This is a genomic window from Arcticibacterium sp. GJ41-1, from assembly GCF_055808875.1.
Genome location: NZ_CM147888.1, coordinates 2,782,084 through 2,799,243, shown reverse-complemented (window position 1 = coordinate 2,799,243; position 17,160 = coordinate 2,782,084). Strand labels below are relative to the sequence as shown.

18 protein-coding genes are annotated in these 17,160 nt (G+C 37.5%); 8 read left to right on the top strand and 10 right to left on the bottom strand.

All coding sequences use genetic code 11. The features are described 5' to 3' along the window. Positions 1–59 precede the first annotated feature (59 nt). Positions 60–1,121 (bottom strand): SO2930 family diheme c-type cytochrome, encoded by a 1,062-nt coding sequence (locus AC0L6O_RS11645; RefSeq protein ID WP_473302530.1) that lies wholly within the window; start codon positions 1,119–1,121, stop codon positions 60–62. A 135-nt stretch (positions 1,122–1,256) separates the two neighbouring features. Here AC0L6O_RS11645 and AC0L6O_RS11640 point away from each other — a divergent pair, with 135 nt between their 5' ends. Then, a complete protein-coding gene (locus tag AC0L6O_RS11640) occupies positions 1,257–1,943 on the top strand; it encodes a hypothetical protein (RefSeq protein WP_473302529.1) in 687 nt (228 codons plus the stop codon). Between the two features lies 1 nt (position 1,944). Here AC0L6O_RS11640 and AC0L6O_RS11635 read toward each other — a convergent pair whose 3' ends face one another. The 8 genes from AC0L6O_RS11635 to AC0L6O_RS11600 all read right to left on the bottom strand — a co-directional run bounded on the left by AC0L6O_RS11635 (position 1,945) and on the right by AC0L6O_RS11600 (position 9,369). After that, the gene (locus tag AC0L6O_RS11635; protein WP_473302527.1) at positions 1,945–2,487 is read right to left on the bottom strand and encodes a pyridoxamine 5'-phosphate oxidase family protein; all 543 of its coding nucleotides are present in this window, start codon (positions 2,485–2,487) and stop codon (positions 1,945–1,947) included. A 52-nt stretch (positions 2,488–2,539) separates the two neighbouring features. Then, positions 2,540–3,172 carry a LysE family translocator gene (locus AC0L6O_RS11630; RefSeq protein WP_473302526.1) on the bottom strand — a complete coding sequence of 211 codons (633 nt, stop codon included), beginning with the start codon at positions 3,170–3,172 and terminating at the stop codon, positions 2,540–2,542. 105 nt (positions 3,173–3,277) lie between these two features. Beyond that, the gene (locus tag AC0L6O_RS11625; protein WP_473302525.1) at positions 3,278–3,940 is read right to left on the bottom strand and encodes a hypothetical protein; all 663 of its coding nucleotides are present in this window, start codon (positions 3,938–3,940) and stop codon (positions 3,278–3,280) included. A 59-nt stretch (positions 3,941–3,999) separates the two neighbouring features. Further along, complete coding sequence (locus AC0L6O_RS11620) at positions 4,000–4,518, bottom strand: hypothetical protein (protein ID WP_473302523.1); 519 nt, start codon at positions 4,516–4,518, stop codon at positions 4,000–4,002. A gap of 206 nt (positions 4,519–4,724) precedes the next feature. Then, positions 4,725–6,170, bottom strand: coding sequence for a sodium:solute symporter family protein (locus tag AC0L6O_RS11615; protein ID WP_473302522.1), 1,446 nt, complete (start codon positions 6,168–6,170; stop codon positions 4,725–4,727). After that, positions 6,167–7,075 (bottom strand): dihydrodipicolinate synthase family protein, encoded by a 909-nt coding sequence (locus AC0L6O_RS11610; protein ID WP_473302520.1) that lies wholly within the window; start codon positions 7,073–7,075, stop codon positions 6,167–6,169. Before AC0L6O_RS11610 ends, AC0L6O_RS11615 begins: the two co-directional genes overlap by 4 nt. A 4-nt stretch (positions 7,076–7,079) precedes the next feature. Further along, positions 7,080–8,129, bottom strand: coding sequence for a sialidase family protein (locus tag AC0L6O_RS11605; protein ID WP_473302519.1), 1,050 nt, complete (start codon positions 8,127–8,129; stop codon positions 7,080–7,082). Between the two features lie 85 nt (positions 8,130–8,214). Then, entirely contained in the window at positions 8,215–9,369 is a 1,155-nt protein-coding gene (locus AC0L6O_RS11600; RefSeq protein ID WP_473302517.1) for a parallel beta-helix domain-containing protein, read from the bottom strand. A gap of 276 nt (positions 9,370–9,645) precedes the next feature. Between AC0L6O_RS11600 and AC0L6O_RS11595 the strand changes: the two genes are divergently transcribed. Both AC0L6O_RS11595 and AC0L6O_RS11590 read left to right on the top strand, forming a co-directional pair. Beyond that, the gene (locus AC0L6O_RS11595; RefSeq protein ID WP_341225216.1) at positions 9,646–9,987 is read left to right on the top strand and encodes a hypothetical protein; all 342 of its coding nucleotides are present in this window, start codon (positions 9,646–9,648) and stop codon (positions 9,985–9,987) included. A gap of 114 nt (positions 9,988–10,101) precedes the next feature. Continuing rightward, positions 10,102–10,548 (top strand): thioredoxin family protein, encoded by a 447-nt coding sequence (locus AC0L6O_RS11590; RefSeq protein WP_473302516.1) that lies wholly within the window; start codon positions 10,102–10,104, stop codon positions 10,546–10,548. Positions 10,549–10,604: 56 nt separating this feature from the next. On the opposite strand, the gene AC0L6O_RS11585 is transcribed toward AC0L6O_RS11590, so the two are convergent. Beyond that, positions 10,605–11,384: an alpha/beta hydrolase gene (locus AC0L6O_RS11585; protein ID WP_473302515.1), complete on the bottom strand. Its 780-nt coding sequence runs from the start codon at positions 11,382–11,384 to the stop codon at positions 10,605–10,607. 107 nt (positions 11,385–11,491) lie between these two features. On the opposite strand from AC0L6O_RS11585, the gene AC0L6O_RS11580 reads away from it, so the two are divergent. From AC0L6O_RS11580 to AC0L6O_RS11560, 5 genes are all read left to right on the top strand, one after another. Further along, complete coding sequence (locus AC0L6O_RS11580) at positions 11,492–12,199, top strand: esterase family protein (protein WP_473302514.1); 708 nt, start codon at positions 11,492–11,494, stop codon at positions 12,197–12,199. 61 nt (positions 12,200–12,260) lie between these two features. Next, positions 12,261–13,241, top strand: coding sequence for an ATP-grasp domain-containing protein (locus AC0L6O_RS11575; protein ID WP_473302513.1), 981 nt, complete (start codon positions 12,261–12,263; stop codon positions 13,239–13,241). Positions 13,242–13,987: 746 nt separating this feature from the next. Continuing rightward, positions 13,988–15,085 (top strand): carboxylate-amine ligase, encoded by a 1,098-nt coding sequence (locus AC0L6O_RS11570; protein ID WP_473302512.1) that lies wholly within the window; start codon positions 13,988–13,990, stop codon positions 15,083–15,085. 48 nt (positions 15,086–15,133) lie between these two features. Continuing rightward, positions 15,134–15,961, top strand: a complete 828-nt coding sequence (locus AC0L6O_RS11565; protein ID WP_473302510.1) for a type 1 glutamine amidotransferase — start codon at positions 15,134–15,136, stop codon at positions 15,959–15,961. Then, positions 15,961–17,157: a hypothetical protein gene (locus AC0L6O_RS11560; protein ID WP_473302508.1), complete on the top strand. Its 1,197-nt coding sequence runs from the start codon at positions 15,961–15,963 to the stop codon at positions 17,155–17,157. The genes AC0L6O_RS11565 and AC0L6O_RS11560 overlap by 1 nt, the downstream gene beginning before the upstream one ends. The last annotated feature ends 3 nt before the right edge of the window (positions 17,158–17,160 follow it).

Below are 17,160 nucleotides of genomic sequence, written 5' to 3'. Positions count from 1 at the left end.
TCTAAGTATTTTACTTAAGACCCTCCCTGATTTTTAATTGACCGGAAACTAATCGTTTACTACTCCATTTGATTTATCCAGTCTTTAATTAGTTTTAGAGACTCTTCATGAACTGTTTTACGACCTAACTCTGGCATCATAACACCTGGGTCGGTAGAAGCCAAACGACGAACTAAAATGGACTCATCGGCCTTTCCCGGAGTAATATCGGCCACTAAATCTCCTGATGCTCTTCCAGTTGCTACTGGTGCTTTTAAAATACCAAGGCTAGTTGCATCTGTATTATGAATACTAAGATTAAGGCCTGAGGTATTTGCAGGGCCGTCTGGCCTATGGCAGTGAGCACAGTTAATATCTAACCATGCTCGTGCTCTTTCGTTCAAACTGTCATCCGTATCTTGCCAATTTGCTATTTCAGGAAAATTATGATTCTCAGGAATATTCTCTAAAATACCTTTGTCAATAAGCATCTTTAATTGATTCCCTTTTTGATAGGTTTTCAAGGCATTTGAACTTAAGTATGCAGGAATATCTAGTTCTGAATTTAACTGCCTGGCACTAGGACCAATGGGCATTAAAACTTCATCTCTGTTATGACAGCCCTTACATTGATTTAGGTTAGGCACACCGTAAAGGTGCTTTTTCTTTTTACCGTTAATATCCACATACTTCACTTCAAAAGTCTCCCCTGCCACCTCTAAATAGGCTTCAGTCTGCTCTTCATTCCATACATATGGCAGTGCTCGCCAACCTTTTTCATCTCTTATCAAAAGCCTAGTCTCTAAAAGCCTTCTTCCTTTTTTCGGTTTAGTAAAATCATTCGGATAATAAAAAGTTTTGATAAGCGTAGTCCCTATGGGAAAGTCTAAAACCTCGGTAGCGTTATAATCTATCTTAGACCCGTTTGGCAAAACTACAAAACGTAATTTCTCCGCATAATCTGTAAACAAAGGTGTTTTTAAAGAATACGGGTAAACTTCATCAGTAGGTTTTAAATCGCTCAATTCACCTTCGAAGAAGTTATAGTCTGAAAGTTTCATTTTCTCTTTAATAGGCATCTCTTGGCTGCCAGAAAAAACAAAGACTAGTAAAAACAAAAAGCTAATAGGGTGAATATTCATCTGTCTTGATTCAAGTTATAACACAGCACACAAGATTAAAACTATCTAGGAAAGGTGCAAAATAAAATCATTTTAAAAGTGAACATCTTTAACTAAATTAGCGTATTTGCTCTTGACTAGATAACAGACTTGCACATGAAAACCTTGCTTCAAACCCCAACAGGTAACAAATTACTGAGTCACGAATTTTACAGTAAATTAGATTTCAAAACAATTCCTGATAAGAGCTTAGACTTACTCTCTGATGGCAAAATAATTATTGAAATAAACCCTGACAATTTCGCTAGAGCTGGCCTTAAAATCTTTAAACCTAACTGGTCTAAAGAGGTTAAGCTTTTGGGAAACGAATTTAAAGTACATGAGATAGAAAATGGTTATATGCTTGGGAGTCCTTCTGGTATGTGGGTCTATTTAATAGAAGAACGCTTAGCACAGCCAGAAATTGACCATATTTCACCTTCTCTCCTCGGAAAAAATGCCGGCATAAGTTTAGAAAGTCCTGATTTGCTTAGGTCCGAAGAGCTATTTAGAATAATTGGTTTTAAGAAAACACATGAAGGTGAAAACAATAGTTGGATAAGCCTTATAAATGATAATGATTTCAACATCAGCATCATGAAGCCATTCACCTGTCCGCATTTGTTTTTTAACCCTTCAGTGACTTTTTTTAATGGACGAAGAAACGCAGAAATCATTAATAAATTAAGACGTCTTCATATTCCTATAACGCAAGAAGTCACAGCTTTCAACCCTTCTGGCAATGTAGAAAACATTATAATAAAAGACCCAGGAGGTTTAGGCTTTTTCATTTTTAACGACTGACCTATTCTAAAATACCCGTTTCGGCACCGTCGAAACTTTTGGTGTTTTTTTCTTGCCAGTAATCCTTAATCCCATTCCGTCCTTTATTTTCTGCCCATTTTTCCAGAACATCTCTATCTTCCTTAAAGTCCATAAAAGGCACTGAAAATCCACAGGATGTTTGGACAGTTTCTACATCGATTTCATAAACTTGTCTTGCTCCATTGCTAAGCGGGAATAAACCATTTAGTTCTTCCCATTCGGCATCTCTTTCGTGATAGACCTTGGCCGTACCGTAACAGCGAAGTATCATAGGTTTGCCTTCAAAAGCACACCACATAAGCGTAATTCTATTTACTTTTTTAATGTGTGCCGCAGTTTCATTTCCGCTCCCTGTAAGGTTTCGCCACAGTATTTTATTAGGTCCAAGCACTCTCAATGCATCACCTCCTTTTGGGGAAACATTTACCTTCCCATCTTGCATGGCAGTACCTACAAAAAAAATGTGCTGAGCTTCTATAAACTTCTTAAGGTCTTCTGATATTTCTGGATGAATCTTTGCCATGATTATTATTAAGTGAGAGAACAAATTTAGCGGATAGAGTCTCCTAAACCAATTAGCCTTTACTGAAAGCTAATTTAGCACCTAGCCCTATAAATAAGCCTCCTGTTATCCTATCTAGCCAATATTTAATTTTAGGATTTTCTCTGAATTTCTCTGAAAGTTTAGCGGCAAAAATGGCCACACCTATACACCAAATGGAGCCCGTAAAAAGAAAAGTAAAACCCAAAATGAGAAAAGGAATAGCATTTTCGGCGTAAGTTGGATTAATGAACTGAGGCAGAAAAGCGAGGAAAAACAAGGCCACTTTCGGGTTTAGTAAATCTGTTAGTACACCAGACCAAAACACCTTACGCAGACTTTCTGATTTTGGATTTGAACTTAGCTCGTCCAGTTTTGAGTCTTTTGAAAACAAGAGTTTCAAACCTAAAAACAAAAGATACGCCGCTCCTATGTATTTCACTATGGAAAATGCCAAGGCCGACTTTGCCAATAATATAGACAAGCCAAATGCTGCCATTATGCAGTGAATTAAAGCCCCTCCAAGGATTCCTAAAGCCGAATAGATACCAGACTTTTTCCCCTGAGAGATGCTTCTTCCTAGTATAAACATAGTATCTGCCCCTGGGGCAACATTGACCAAGATTCCACTTAAAACAAATGCTCCAAAGTTTATTATTCCGAACATACTTTCTCCATTTTTTATACCATTGAAATAAGTCAATGAAAATTGGAGCAACAAATCAACTTTAGCATTCCTTGAAAATGTTCAAACAATGCTTTATAAACTCTATTAAGTTCGCTTGTAGCCGACCCAAAACGCAATACCCGCTAACACAAAATATGCCAAGACAGCCGAAATGGCTACCGAAACTAGATTATCATCTTGTGGCAAAACATAGAAGTTGAGGAAATTGACCAGTAAAAGAAAACCAACAAAACCAATGGCTAAATACTTCCCTATTTTAGCTTTTTCGGTGGTCTTTTTGAGGTAGTAAATTAAACTCGCAATTAGGAGTATAGCTTCCAAAGCAAAGGTCAACTCTTTGTTTTGCCATAGGCCAAATCCAAATTTTGGTTCGCCATTAATGAGTGGTAAATCAGGTGTATGTACCAGCAAATCTGCAAACCAATGCGACAAAACCCCAAGAGCCATCACCATGGCAATACTTCTTTTGTTAACCTTGTTTTTAGCAAAAAAGAAAAAGTAAAGGGCATAAAACAAGACCGACCAAATTAAGGTCCCCAATAAACCATGCGTATAAGGCATATAGGCTAAGTCAAAGTTATTGACAGCGGTAAAGTTCTCTACTAAATTTAAACGTTCTATCCCGAGAAGAGTTAGCGGGAAAAACAAGATATCTACAAACTGAGTAGCTATAAAAAGCATCCCTAAAGAAGCTCCGTTTTCTTTCCCTTTTAAAGCAAAGGCAGCGGCATAATGACCTACAAACATGACAAGTATATTTTAGTTTTAATGACTATTTTTCACACAATATATACCTAAATGCTTAATTAAGCCACTAATCGCTTCTCATTAAATAGCCTTAATTCAAAATCTGCCAAACTCACTTCTCCTTTTAGCTTTTGACCTAAGTCTATGATGCTCATGTAAACCTCCTTATTTGTAATTTCAGTCCAAGCCAAAACCTTTTCTGCTGGTATTCCCATGGTTTTCTGAATTGACCTATCAATAGGAAAATGTGGCGGTACTTTAATTTCCCCTAAACACCATACATATTTCAGGTATAGGTTTAAGAATTTCTGAGCAATACCAAAAGGCGGCACGTTTTCATCCAAAACACCCGAGTCTTCGAAGAAAGAAGCCAATTGTTCTATATTCTCTATATGCTTTTCAGAAGAGACTGGTTTCTTATAATGTTCATGTTCCAAAACCAAAACATAACTTTTCAACTGACTTTCAAAAAAATCAATATCCGCTGTGAGCAGTGCATCTTTATAAATTTTTACTCGCTGGTAAACACCAGCAATGGTCAAAGACCAAATTTCGCTTTTGATGAATGTGTTTTCCATGATTATAAGACATTTTAGTAATCTCGAACAACTAAAAATATCGAAGAAAAAGCATTACAACAACTATTCTATCAAATAATTAATATTACCAAAATATAATATCACTTAAACGCAAACCAATAGAATCATTACTGGTATAAAACAAGAAGAGGGTTTCAATCTTTATTAAAGATTTGAAACCCTCTTACAACTAAAAATAGGACTAACTATTTTTTTAGTTTACTCAATCCCCAGCCAACACCAAAGATTAACAGCGTACCTATAACCACTACCCAATTTGAATGGATTAATGGTGCTATTCCGAAAAATGGTGTAAGACTAGTAAAAAGTATAAACACAATACCTACGCTTACGGCAATTAAAGCAGATTTTGGTGTAATGTTCTTTATCAAAAGTCCTAATAAGAACAAACCTAAAATACCACCACTAAATATAGATGCCAATGCCCACCAAGTATCTAAAGCACTGGTTACACCATTAAAGGCCAAAGCCACCACAATACTTAATAAACCCATCACCAAAGATGAAAGTCTCAAAAAGCCAATAGATGCTTTTTCGGAAACCTCGGTTTTACTAAACTTCCTATAATAATCAGAAAGCAAAACTGTGGCAGAACTATTAATACTGGTACTTACCGTACTCATCCCTGCTGAGAATATAGCAGCTATTAATAAGCCTGTCAAACCTGCCGGAAGTTGGTTTACTATAAAATGCGGGAACACTTTATCTGCCGCCATTCCTGTAGGTAAGAGTTCAGGAAAAGATTGATAATACACCCAAAGAGCTGTGCCTATCATAAAAAACATGATAGAAACTGGTACATAAAGTAAGCTACCCATCCATACTGACTTTGCTGCCTCCTTATCATTTTTAGCTCCTAAATATCGTTGAATATAGCTCTGGTCAGCTCCAAAATTCTGAAGATTAATGAAGAAACCATAAATCAAGATTAGCCAGAAAGATGAATCTGTGAGACTTATGCCTAATTCCCCGAGACTAAACTTTTTCTGTTCGGAAGCTACTTCCACAAATCCTCCAAAACCACCAGGAATATCTATTATCAAAGTAACCAAACAAATAATAGCACCTACAATAAGCACTATTCCCTGAATTGCATCTGTCCAAACTACCGCTTCTATTCCTCCTAAAGTGGCATACACCATCACCAGAATTCCTGTAAATATGATAATACTTGGAATACTCCAGCCCATTAATGTATGCATTGGCAAAGCCAAAAGATATAAAATAGCACCCATTCTGGCCAACTGTGTCAATAAATAACAAGCTGACGCATAAATTCTAGCCCATGGTCCAAATCGCTCCTCCATAAAAAAATAGGCAGATTCGCTGTCTAATTTTCTATAAAGCGGCACAAAGAGTTTCACCGCAATAAAGGCCGCTAAAGGAATACTTAAACTGAATACTAGTCCATTCCAATCTTTCAAAAAAGCATTGCCTGGTAAGGCTAAAAAACTAATACTACTCACATAAGTGGCAAAAACAGACATACCTAAAGTCCATGTAGGTAACCTGCCCTCTCCCGTGGTAAATCCTTTTGCACTTCTTTTTTTCTTATAAAAAGACAGCCCAAAAGCCAATACCATGAGTAAGTAAACACCAAAAATTATAAGATCAATCGAGTTTGTTTTCATGTCCAATCATTTAAAACTATTCTCAATCTTTCCATATCGGCACTTCCTAAAGCCTGCAAAGGTGGAGCAAGCGTAGGCTCACATAATCCTTTGATAGACATTGCGGCTTTTAAACCTTGTAAATAGTTATTTGGGTTATCGGTCAAATTATACACGGCAGCACTAAAAGCCCTAATCTTGGTTTGTAATTTATCCATTTGGGCTAAGTCACCTTTTTCAAAAGCATTAAAAAGCTCTACATAGAACTTTGGAAAGAGGTTTGAACCACCGTTTACTCCGCCTTTGGCTCCTAACCTCAAAGCTTCGGCTAGTTCTTCTTCAGGCCCAACGTATAAACTAAAACCTGGCTCATCCACTAATTTGCTTACGGTTTCAAAATAACCCATATCGCCAGAGCTATCTTTAAGTCCAATGATATTTGGGTGCTTTGCCAAAACATTGACCGTTTCGGGGGCAATATTAATCTTTGTTTTACCTGGCATATTATACAGGTAAAGTGGCAATTTCACACTATCAGCTATCAGCGTAAAATAACTATTAATCTCGTCTTGACTTAATGGAAAGTAAAAAGGTAAAGTAGCTACTACGGCATCTGCATTACACTTTTCTGCCATTTCGGCTAGCTTTAAAGTGTCTTCTACACAAGAAGAGGTAATACTTATCAAAACAGCTACCCTACCATTAACCTGCTCACAAACCTTCTTTATAACGTCCAATTGGAAGTTTAAACTGAAGCTAGCGAACTCGCCCGTGGTTCCTAAAGGAAATATAGAGCTAACGCCACCAGCTATGGCATGATTGATAATTTTAGCTAAGGCCGCATCATCTAAACTAAAATCAGACTTTAAAGGCGTAACAAGAGGCGTAATAATGCCTGAGAGTTCTAAATTGTTTTTTTCTGGCATTATATTAATCTAATAATTTAGGGTCAACTACAGCGTATCTTACTTTCTCACGATTATAGGTATACGTAAGGTGTACCATTCCGTCCGCCGACTGAATAATAGCAGGATAAGAAAACTCTCCTTTCTGTGTTTCTAAAGTCAAAACCGGTTTCCAGTTTTTTCCATCTGTAGATGTAGCCAACTGTAAAGGCGAACGTGGCCCTCCCCATTTACCTGGGTCATTTACTGTTGGATTATAAATCAAAAGTTGACGTCCGTCTTTTAATGTAACAGCATCTGTTCCTGAATTTGGATTTGGAACATTTGTAATTTCTATGTCAGACCATGTCTTTCCATTGTCGGTAGACCATAAGTTCATTAATCTGCTTTCTTTACTCCTACATATCATTTGAAGGCGTCCGTCAAGGTATGTCAAAATACTTGGCTGAATGGCATTGGTTTTCACACCATCATTTAATGGGCCAGAAATAGTCCAAGTTTTTCCCCAGTCACTAGTTTCCTCTAAATATACTTGCCAGTGGTCTACATCATCTATTTCAACTTCTTTACTAGTAGGACATAATAAACGACCATCAGAAAGAAGGACTGGCTTGTTTTTAATAGGTCCAAAAATATCTTCTGGTAATCTTCTAGCATCAGACCATGTAAGGCCACCATCATTACTCTCAATCATCTCTCCCCACCAAGTTCTTGGCGTAGGCCCCACTTTAAAAAACAATAACAAAGGACCATTAGGCACTTGATATAGCACAGGGTTCCATGTCGGATACCTTTTAGAGCTATGCTGAATGCCATTCGCTACTGAAACAGGAGCCGTCCATTTATTATTTACTAAACGACTAAAATATATCTCTACATCTTTATGTCTTTCGTGGGTGCCACCAAACCATGCTGCCACCATGCCGTAGGGTGTCTCTTCTAATGTAGATGCATGGCAACTAGGAAATGGTGCTTCCTGATAAATAAACTCTGATTTTTGGAGTGCTGACTTTTGGGCTTGCCCGCTTACTGAGGCACAAAAAAGTAGGGCTAAAGCAATTAATTTAGTCTTCATTTTTATTTTTTTTGGATTGAATAGAACGGCAAAGTAAGGCTAGCGTTTAGATAGACTGTCCTATACTTACCAATGCCTTTTATTTTTATTTACAAGCGTGCACTTCGGCATCTCTTGTGATATTTTTAAAATCATTTTCGGCATCTAGGTTTGCAAAGCTCTGATTCTTATTGTCTTTAATGCAAAGTACCATGGCTTCATTATCTAGGTCTTTTATGCCATCCCACTGAATATGAGGCACATCTTTCCCAAATTTAATTACAAACCTATACATTTTACCAAACCTACCCTTTGAGGTGGTTTTGGTAGCTTTTCTCTCATAAATATTGTCACGAATAGTTATATTGGTGGGGTAAGGATAATAGTCTTTGTCATTGATAGGGTTTTCTGTCAAGTAATAACTAATCACCCCTGTTCCCATACTTTGGTTGTTTATAATTCTATTATTGTAAACTTCCACATCAGATGTAGCTAGTATTAGCACACCCGTACCTGGGGGAACCTTCCCTACTATATTTCCTTTCGGGGCAAAATTCTTATAATTATTGTCGTGAATGTAATTGTTATAAACTTTAACATGCCCTCCTTTCTTTTGAACCAAGTCCGGCAAATCAAAAACTAATACGCCGCCCGTATTGCCATAAGCTTCATTATCAAAAACTTCGGCATTAATAGAGTTTTCAATCTCAATTCCTGCCACATTATTTATAGCTTTTGAATTCTTAACAATAATGTTTTTCGATTGACCTACATAAATACCTGCATCAGATGCTCCAATAGCCACACAACCATCAATCATCACACCATCACACATGACAGGGTAAAGACCATAAGCTCCATTGGTAGACTTAGGTTTACCGTCCCAACTTGTTTCTACATTTTTGAAAGTAATGTTTTTGACATTCATGGCTTTGATGTCATCGCCTTTGGCATTTTTGACCGTTAGGTTTTCTACTCGCACATTTTCCATGTTTGAGATTCTTAAACCTTCAGCTCCGTCGGTTTGATTGGCAAAATCAAGAATGGTTTTGTCCATTCCCTTACCTATAATTTTTATATTCTTTTTACCTTCAATTGACAGTGTAGATGTTATCATAAAATGTCCAGCTTCCAGCTCTATCACATCGCCATCTTCTGCCATGATTAGCTCCGTTTGTAATGCTTTTTGAAAGTCTTTTTGCCCAAAAACATTTAGGCATATTAGAGAAACGAGAAAGGTCAAATACTTTTTAGTTGTCATAAGGAACAGGGTTAGTTTGTTAATTTAAAAGTATCAAATTTCTAGATTTAAAACTAGAAGTAACTTTAAGCTTTTTCAAGAAAAACATTGATTACTAAAATCATATTTTGAAACTTTGAAGCGGCTGAAAATTAATTTGTAAATTTATTTTACGAGTACTTCGCACGTTTTCAGCATGGTTTATGCAATCATAAAAAATATTTACGTTTAACGTTTGCATATATCATCCATTTAAAATTTACTTAGCAGAAATTTTCAATACAAAGGCTGTCTATTATGACTCAAAATACTAGCAAACCAAGAGTAATCAAAGATTTTGATAAACTCGAGGAAAACATTCAGGAACAAATTAAGCTTTCATATCCATTCGGATTTGCTGAACATTTGATTCGTTTTACTAATAAAGACGGAGCCTACGTTTCGGCATTACCGTTTGAAACAGACGAGCGTTACTATCTGGTGAGAATGACCGTAGAAAAAGCGGAAGCTATCATTGAAGATGACGACGATTTTGATGATGATGGAAACCTAAAAGACGACGTAAAAGAAGAGTATTCTGATAAGTTTGGAGACTTAGATTATATCAACACGGAAGAAGACGAGGACGACGAAGATTAAGTAGCTATAAACTGGCTTAATCTTTGTAAAGTGACTAGTAGATGAAAATATCGTCTTAATGTCAAACCATAATCGGTATAAATTCCGTTAATGATAAAAATACAAAGACTTCGAATGAAAAAAATTGCTATACTTTCTCTCTTTTTGGCTTTTTCAAGCCTTGTTAGTTTCGCCCAAAGTGGAATCAAGTTTGAAGAAGATGCTTGGGCATTGGTAGTAGCTAAAGCCAAAGCAGAAAACAAACTTATCTTTTTAGATGCCTATACCTCATGGTGTGGTCCATGTAAATTATTACAGACAAGAGTTTTTCCAGATGCTGGATTAGGAAAGTATTTTGGCGAGAATTTTTTGAGCACTAAAATTGACATGGAAAAAGGCGAAGGCCCAGCCATAGCAAGAAAATATAATGTAAGAGCCTACCCTACTCTACTTTTTATTGACCCAGATACACAAAAAGTGGTTCATAAAGTTTTAGGTTACAGGTCTGTGGAGCAATTAAAACAAGTAGCTACTACAGCTTTAGTGCATGCAGATGGTATAAAGGCAAAATCTTCGAAATAAGAACTAAGAGTTAATAGATTTAAACTCCATGAGTTACTCATGGAGTTTTTTTGTGCCTAAGCCAATGCCCAATGTAAAAAATCAGGCATAGCGGCACTCCATGTAGCTTGATTATGCTTGCCGCCTTCTATTTCTAAATAGGCTATATCTTTATTTGCTTCATAGCCTTTTGCCATGAGTTCTTTAATTAAGTCTCTGGTGTCGTCTATAGAATCTATGACGCCATTATTATCCCTATCAGACTTCTCGTCTTCCGTTCCGCATTCAAACCAAAATTTCAAATTTGCCTTATACGCTCCTCCCTTCACTTTTTCATGAATGATGCGGTGCTTGTTATTATTATAGGTTTTTCCGTAGTCTACACTTCGCCACCATAAAGCACCGCTAAAAACACCAACTTTGTCAAAAACACTGGGTGTTTCCCATACTATATCAAAAGCAGAAAGCCCGCCCAAAGAAAAACCGCAGAAAACATGTGCACTTTCTTTCAAGTTATAGTCAACAGCTACATGCGGTATTAACTCCTCTAATAAAAAGCTTTTATAGCGAGCTGCTTTGGCTCCACGTCCTTTAAAATCCGAAACGCCCGCTGTGCCATATTCTGCTAGTCTATCTTGATTACAGTGCACGCCCAAAAAGATGAAGCTTTTACCCGTTTCTTTCCAAAATTTTTCAAGAACCGACTTCATCTTTAGCTTCGTAAAGTCTTGTCCGTCATTCATCACCAAAAGAGGATAAACCTGCTTTTTAGAATAATTTGGAGGCAGTACTAAATCATAGTTAAACGTCCGATTTAGATTTTCAGAAAAGACTTCTAGTCCTTGGTATATTTTCATTCGTATTGGACAAACCAAAAAATCTTTGGTCAGATGGTTCTTTCTAGTTGAATTCAACTAATTTGTTCCAAAATTAACTCATCACACCTAAAAACATATAATAACACGTGCAAGAAAAACACACCTCCTTCTACTCCCACGCCCTAGGGAGAGACTTAGATTTAATGACATACGGCCATTGGGGCGTCCCAATTTTGCTTTTCCCTACCTCCATGGGCGATGCCTATCAAAACAAGAATTTCGGATTGATTGACAGCGTAGCTGATAAAGTGGACCGAGGCGATATCAAGATTTACAGCATAGAGAGCATTGATAATGAAAGCTTTTATGGCAAACATCTTCCTCCTAAATCAAGAATTTCTAATTACGAGCGATACACCAAGTTTCTGAAGGATGAACTTATCCCTTTCATTCAGCGAGATTCTAATACGCACAGAATAGGCATAGGAGGCTGTAGTTTTGGTGCGTATCATGCTGCTAATTTTGCTTTTAAAAATCCTGACTTAGTCGATTTTTTAATAGCCATGAGTGCCTCTTTTAATATCCGAAACTTTTTGGATGGCTATTTTGACGATGATGTTTACTTCAATAATCCTATAGATTTTATGCCGAATGCAGAAAGCTGGGTGTATAATCACATGAAAATAGTTTTAGGCACTTCAGATTGGGATATTTGTAGAGATGACAATATTGCTATGTCGAGACTCTTAGGCGATAAACAGATAAACCACTGGTACGACGAGAAAAAGTGGATAGCTCATGATTGGCCTTTATGGAACAGCATGTTTCCTGAATACCTCAACGCCTTTTTATAAAAGTGTTTGTATTCCTGACAGCATATTCAGACCTTTAAAGCATTAATAAGACCGAGTAAATATGAAGAAAATAGGCATCCTTTTTGGCATGGAAAACACCTATCCCCATGCTTTTATAGATAGGGTAAATGAAATTACCAAAAGAAAGGACATAGTAGCCGAAATGGTGCAAATAGGCCGAGTGGAACAAGCTGTAGATACGGAATATGACGTTATCATTGACCGTATTTCACAAGATGTTCCTTTTTATAGGGCGTACCTCAAAAATGCTGCACTGTGTGGCACTGCCGTTATCAACAATCCTTTCTGGTGGAGTGCTGATGAAAAGTTCTTTAATAATTGCCTGGCGGTCAAATTGGGTATTCCAGTACCTAAAACCATGCTTTTACCTTCAAAAGAAAGACCTACCGATACTTCAGAGACCAGTTTTAGAAACTTAAAATTTCCAATGGAGTGGAATGAGATGTTTTCTACCATTGGTTTTCCTGCTTACATGAAACCACACGATGGTGGTGGCTGGAAAAGCGTTTATAAAGTTACAGGAGAGTCTGACTTATGGGAGAAACATGAGGAAACAGGGCAGCAGGTCATGATGCTTCAGGAAGAGATAATTTTCACGGATTATTACCGGTGCTACTGCCTTGACGGTAAAGAAGTGCTTATTATGCCTTATGCACCAGAAAACCCTGTGCATTTGCGATACGCCACAGAACCCAAAACTACTGGGCCTGCTCACAAAAAACTGATGACACTCATTAAGAAATATGTGTTGGCTCTGAATCAAGCTTTGGGTTATGATTTTAACACGGTAGAGTTTGCCATTAGAGATGGTATTCCTTACGCCATAGATTTCTGTAACCCTGCCCCAGATGCTGATGTATATTCGGTAGGACAAGAGAATTTTGAATGGGTAGTAGAAAAATCCGCCAGAATGGCCATTGCTAAAGCAAAAAGCAATAAACCAGGTGTCAATAACTGTACATGGGGTACTTTTATGCAGTCTTCTATTACGCGGGAGGATATTTTGAAGTTGCGTTCGTAGTTTACCTATGACTTTTGAAGAATAATGTTTCAATGCACCAAGGAGCGAATGATTCAATGGTTCAATGTTCCAGTGATTCAATGTTAAAATATTACAAAGGAGTAAAGGATTCAATTTTTAATGCAAGTTCCACCAAAGATTCGTCTGATAAATTAGAAAGAAAAAAAAGTATTCCATATAAAGCCCTGTACTGTTTGAGCACGGTCAAAATTGTAGCACAAAAGTTAGATTAAAACTTGCTAATTTTCTAAATTTTGAATGTGCGAGTTTACAGGGTTGTGCTTTTTTGGTTCGTTTTTTACACTAAAAAATGAACTCCCCGCCGGAAGGCGAACGAAAGAAAAAGGTTTTTAGCGTCGGTGTTATACCTAAGGCTTACTGAAAAACAATTAAGTAATTTAAAACAAATAGCTTAACATTATTAATCGATTTAGGTCCATGGGTTTAGAAGCAAAAACTGAAAATATCATACATTACTACAAATCGTTTCTTCTTGTCTTGGCAGACTGCCCTTCATTTTTGTTTGGGCAAAAACGAAGCAAAAACCATAACCAAAATAAACTTGCACAGCAACAAATCATTAAACAATAGAAGTATTATGAAGAATGATTTCTTGCCATGCTTCAAACAATATTTTGGCAATTCGGAATTCTCGTTTTATTTTATTTATTCCGAACACTCTATTTAATTCTTTATCAAACTGTTTAAAAGCAGTAAAATATTGTTCTAAAAACTGTCAAAAAACAATGTCATTATTTACCCTAGGCATAGAAGAAGAGTTTCAAATCATTGACCCAGAAAGCCGTGAGCTTAAATCTCACATGTCGCAGATTGTGGACAGAGGTCAGGTGATTCTTCAGGAACGTATCAAACAAGAGATGCACCAAGCGGTGGTGGAAACGGGTACCAATATTTGCCAAAACATAAGTGAGGCAAGAGAGGAAGTACAGTTTTTAAGAAACAACGTTATTAGCCTAGCCGAAGAAAAGAACTTTAAAGTAGCTGCTGCTGGCACACACCCTTTTTCTGACTGGGTAGACCAACTGATTACGGTAGACGAGCGTTACGACGAAATCATCAATGAAATGCGTGACGTGGCTCGTGGAAACCTCATTTTTGGGCTCCATGTGCATGTAGGAATAGAAGACCGTCAAGAAGCCATAAAAATCATGAATGAAGTGCGATATTTCCTTCCGCATATTCATGCACTGAGCACTAATTCCCCTTTTTGGTGTGGCAGAGATACAGGCTTTATGTCGTACCGTTCTAAGGTTTTTGACAAGTTTCCTAGAACAGGAATTCCAGATTACTTCAGTTCTGCAGCCGAATATGATGATTATGTGAATCTTTTGGTAAAAACCAACTGCATTGACAATGGTAAAAAGATTTGGTGGGACATTAGAGTACACCCCTTCTACCCTACCATAGAATACCGCATTTGTGATGTACCTATGCGATTAGACGAGACCATTTGTTTGGCGGCTATCATGCAGGCTCTTATTGCGAAGCTGCACAAAATCAGGCAGGAAAACCTAAGCTTTAGAAGCTACCGCCGAATACTGATAGCGGAGAATAAATGGCGTGCTGCCAGAGATGGCATCAATGCCAAATTGATAGACTTTGGCAAAGAAAAAGAAACGCCTTTCAATGAGCTCATAGGTGAGTTACTACTTTTTATAGATGATGTGCTAGACGACCTTGGATCTAGAAAAGAAGTAGAATATGTGCATCAAATACTAAAGAACGGTACAGGTGCAGACCGACAGCTGGCGGTTTATGAAAAAACAGGCGACTTAAAATCTGTGGTAGATTACATAATAGAGGAGACCAAATTCGGTCTTTGATACAAAATTTGCGACCTTTGTTTTTTGTTAGAATCAAGCCCAAATTAAATGTTTTCAGAAGTAAAAATAGCCATTCTAGACCTTTATGACGGCTACCCAAATGAGGGCATGCGGTGCATAAAGATGCTCATAGGAGATTTTTTGGCACAAGATACCGTCAAAGGAGACTTTGACGTTTTTGATGTAAGAGGTGATGGAGCCTTGCCCAAAATTGAAGATTACGACATTTTCATTTCTACAGGTGGGCCTGGTAGCCCAGTAGTGCAAGGTTTTCAGTGGGAAAAAAGGTTTTTCAACTTCTTCGATAGCCTGCTAGCCCATAATAAAAACCATGAAGACAAAAAGCACATGCTGCTTATCTGTCATTCGTTTCAGCTCATGGTGCAGCACTTTAATTTTGGATTGGTTACAAAAAGAATGTCTACCTCTTTTGGGGTGATGTCTGTTCATCAAACGGAAGATGCTAAAGACGAAATCCTGTTTGAAGGTTTAGAAGACCCATTTTGGGCGGTAGACTCTAGAGATTATCAGGTGATTCAGCCTGACGAAGAAAAACTCAAAGAGCATAATGCTCATATTTTAGCTTTAGAGAAAATCAGACCGCACATTCCGCTGGAAAGAGCCATCATGGGCATAAGACTTACAGACGAGGTGGTGGGCTTTCAGTTTCATCCTGAGGCTGATGCCGAAGGCATGCAACGCTATTTTTTACAGGCCGACAAGAAAATGGCGGTGGTAAACGAGCATGGCGAAGACAAATACGAGGACATGATTTTACAACTAAACGACCCCGACAAAATACTATTGACGGAGTCTGTCATCATTCCCAAATTCCTGAACAATTCTCTTAAAAACATAAGTATACCCACAGAATAATGCACAAAGCGGCACGCGATAAGTTTAACGAGTCTTTTAGTACTGAAAAATACCAAAACCTGGTAGCAGAGATAAATCAAGAATTTCCTGGCAAGCTGGATTTCAGAATAGCAGAGAGTCCTATTTTTATTGATAGGGAACTTAAAACTAAGTTTTTGATGGCTGCTAATGATGTGATAAGCGGCATTAAAAAGAAGGACTTTAAAGAGAAAACCGAAGCGGCTATTCCGCCAGAATATCGTTTTAAAAACGAATCAGAAAATCCGCATTTCTTATGCCTTGATTTTGCGATAGCTAAAGACCAAGACGGAAACTTAGAACCACAGCTGATAGAGCTACAAGGTTTTGCATCGCTGTTTGCTTATCAAAACTATTTGGCGGGTAAATACAAGAAATTCTTTGATGTATCGGCAGCACATTCGCCTTATTTTAATAAGCTGAATGCCTTTACTTACATGAATAAAGTGGAAAAAGTGCTAAAGCCTAATTCCTCTAAAAATACCATTTTGCTAGAAGTATATCCTGACAAGCAAAAGACACGCCTAGACTTTGAAATCACTAAAACCTACTGGGGCATAGAGACCGTTTGCCTGAGCAAGGTATTTGTAAAAGCTGGCTTGCTTTATTATAAAAATGGGGACGACGAAATACAGATTGACCGTGTGTATAATCGTGTTATTTTTGATGAAATTGAGAAACTTTACCCTGAGCTAAAAATCAATATTGATATCTTAAAAGATGCGGATGTTGAATGGATTACGCATCCTCACTGGTTTTATAGGGTAAGCAAGTTTTGTATGCCATTGCTCAAAAGCAAGTATATACCAGAGAGCAAGTATTTGGACAAATTAGACGCGTACCCTGAAGACTTAGAAAACTATGTACTGAAGCCTTTGTTTTCTTTTGCGGGGTCTGGAGTTAACTTAAGCCCAACAGCGGCTGATTTAGACAAAATAGCAGATAAACAGAACTATATACTTCAAAGAAAAGTACAATACGAACCTGTGGTAGAGAAGCCAGACGGCACCTTGATAAAAACCGAAGTTCGCCTATTGTTTACTTGGCCCGAAGGCAAAAACCATCCTGAATTATTGACCAATTTGGCTCGCCTGAGTCAGGGAGAAATGATTGGCGTGGCTTATAATAAAGACTTTGACTGGGTGGGAAGCAGCTCAGCCTTTGTTGAAACAGACTAAAAT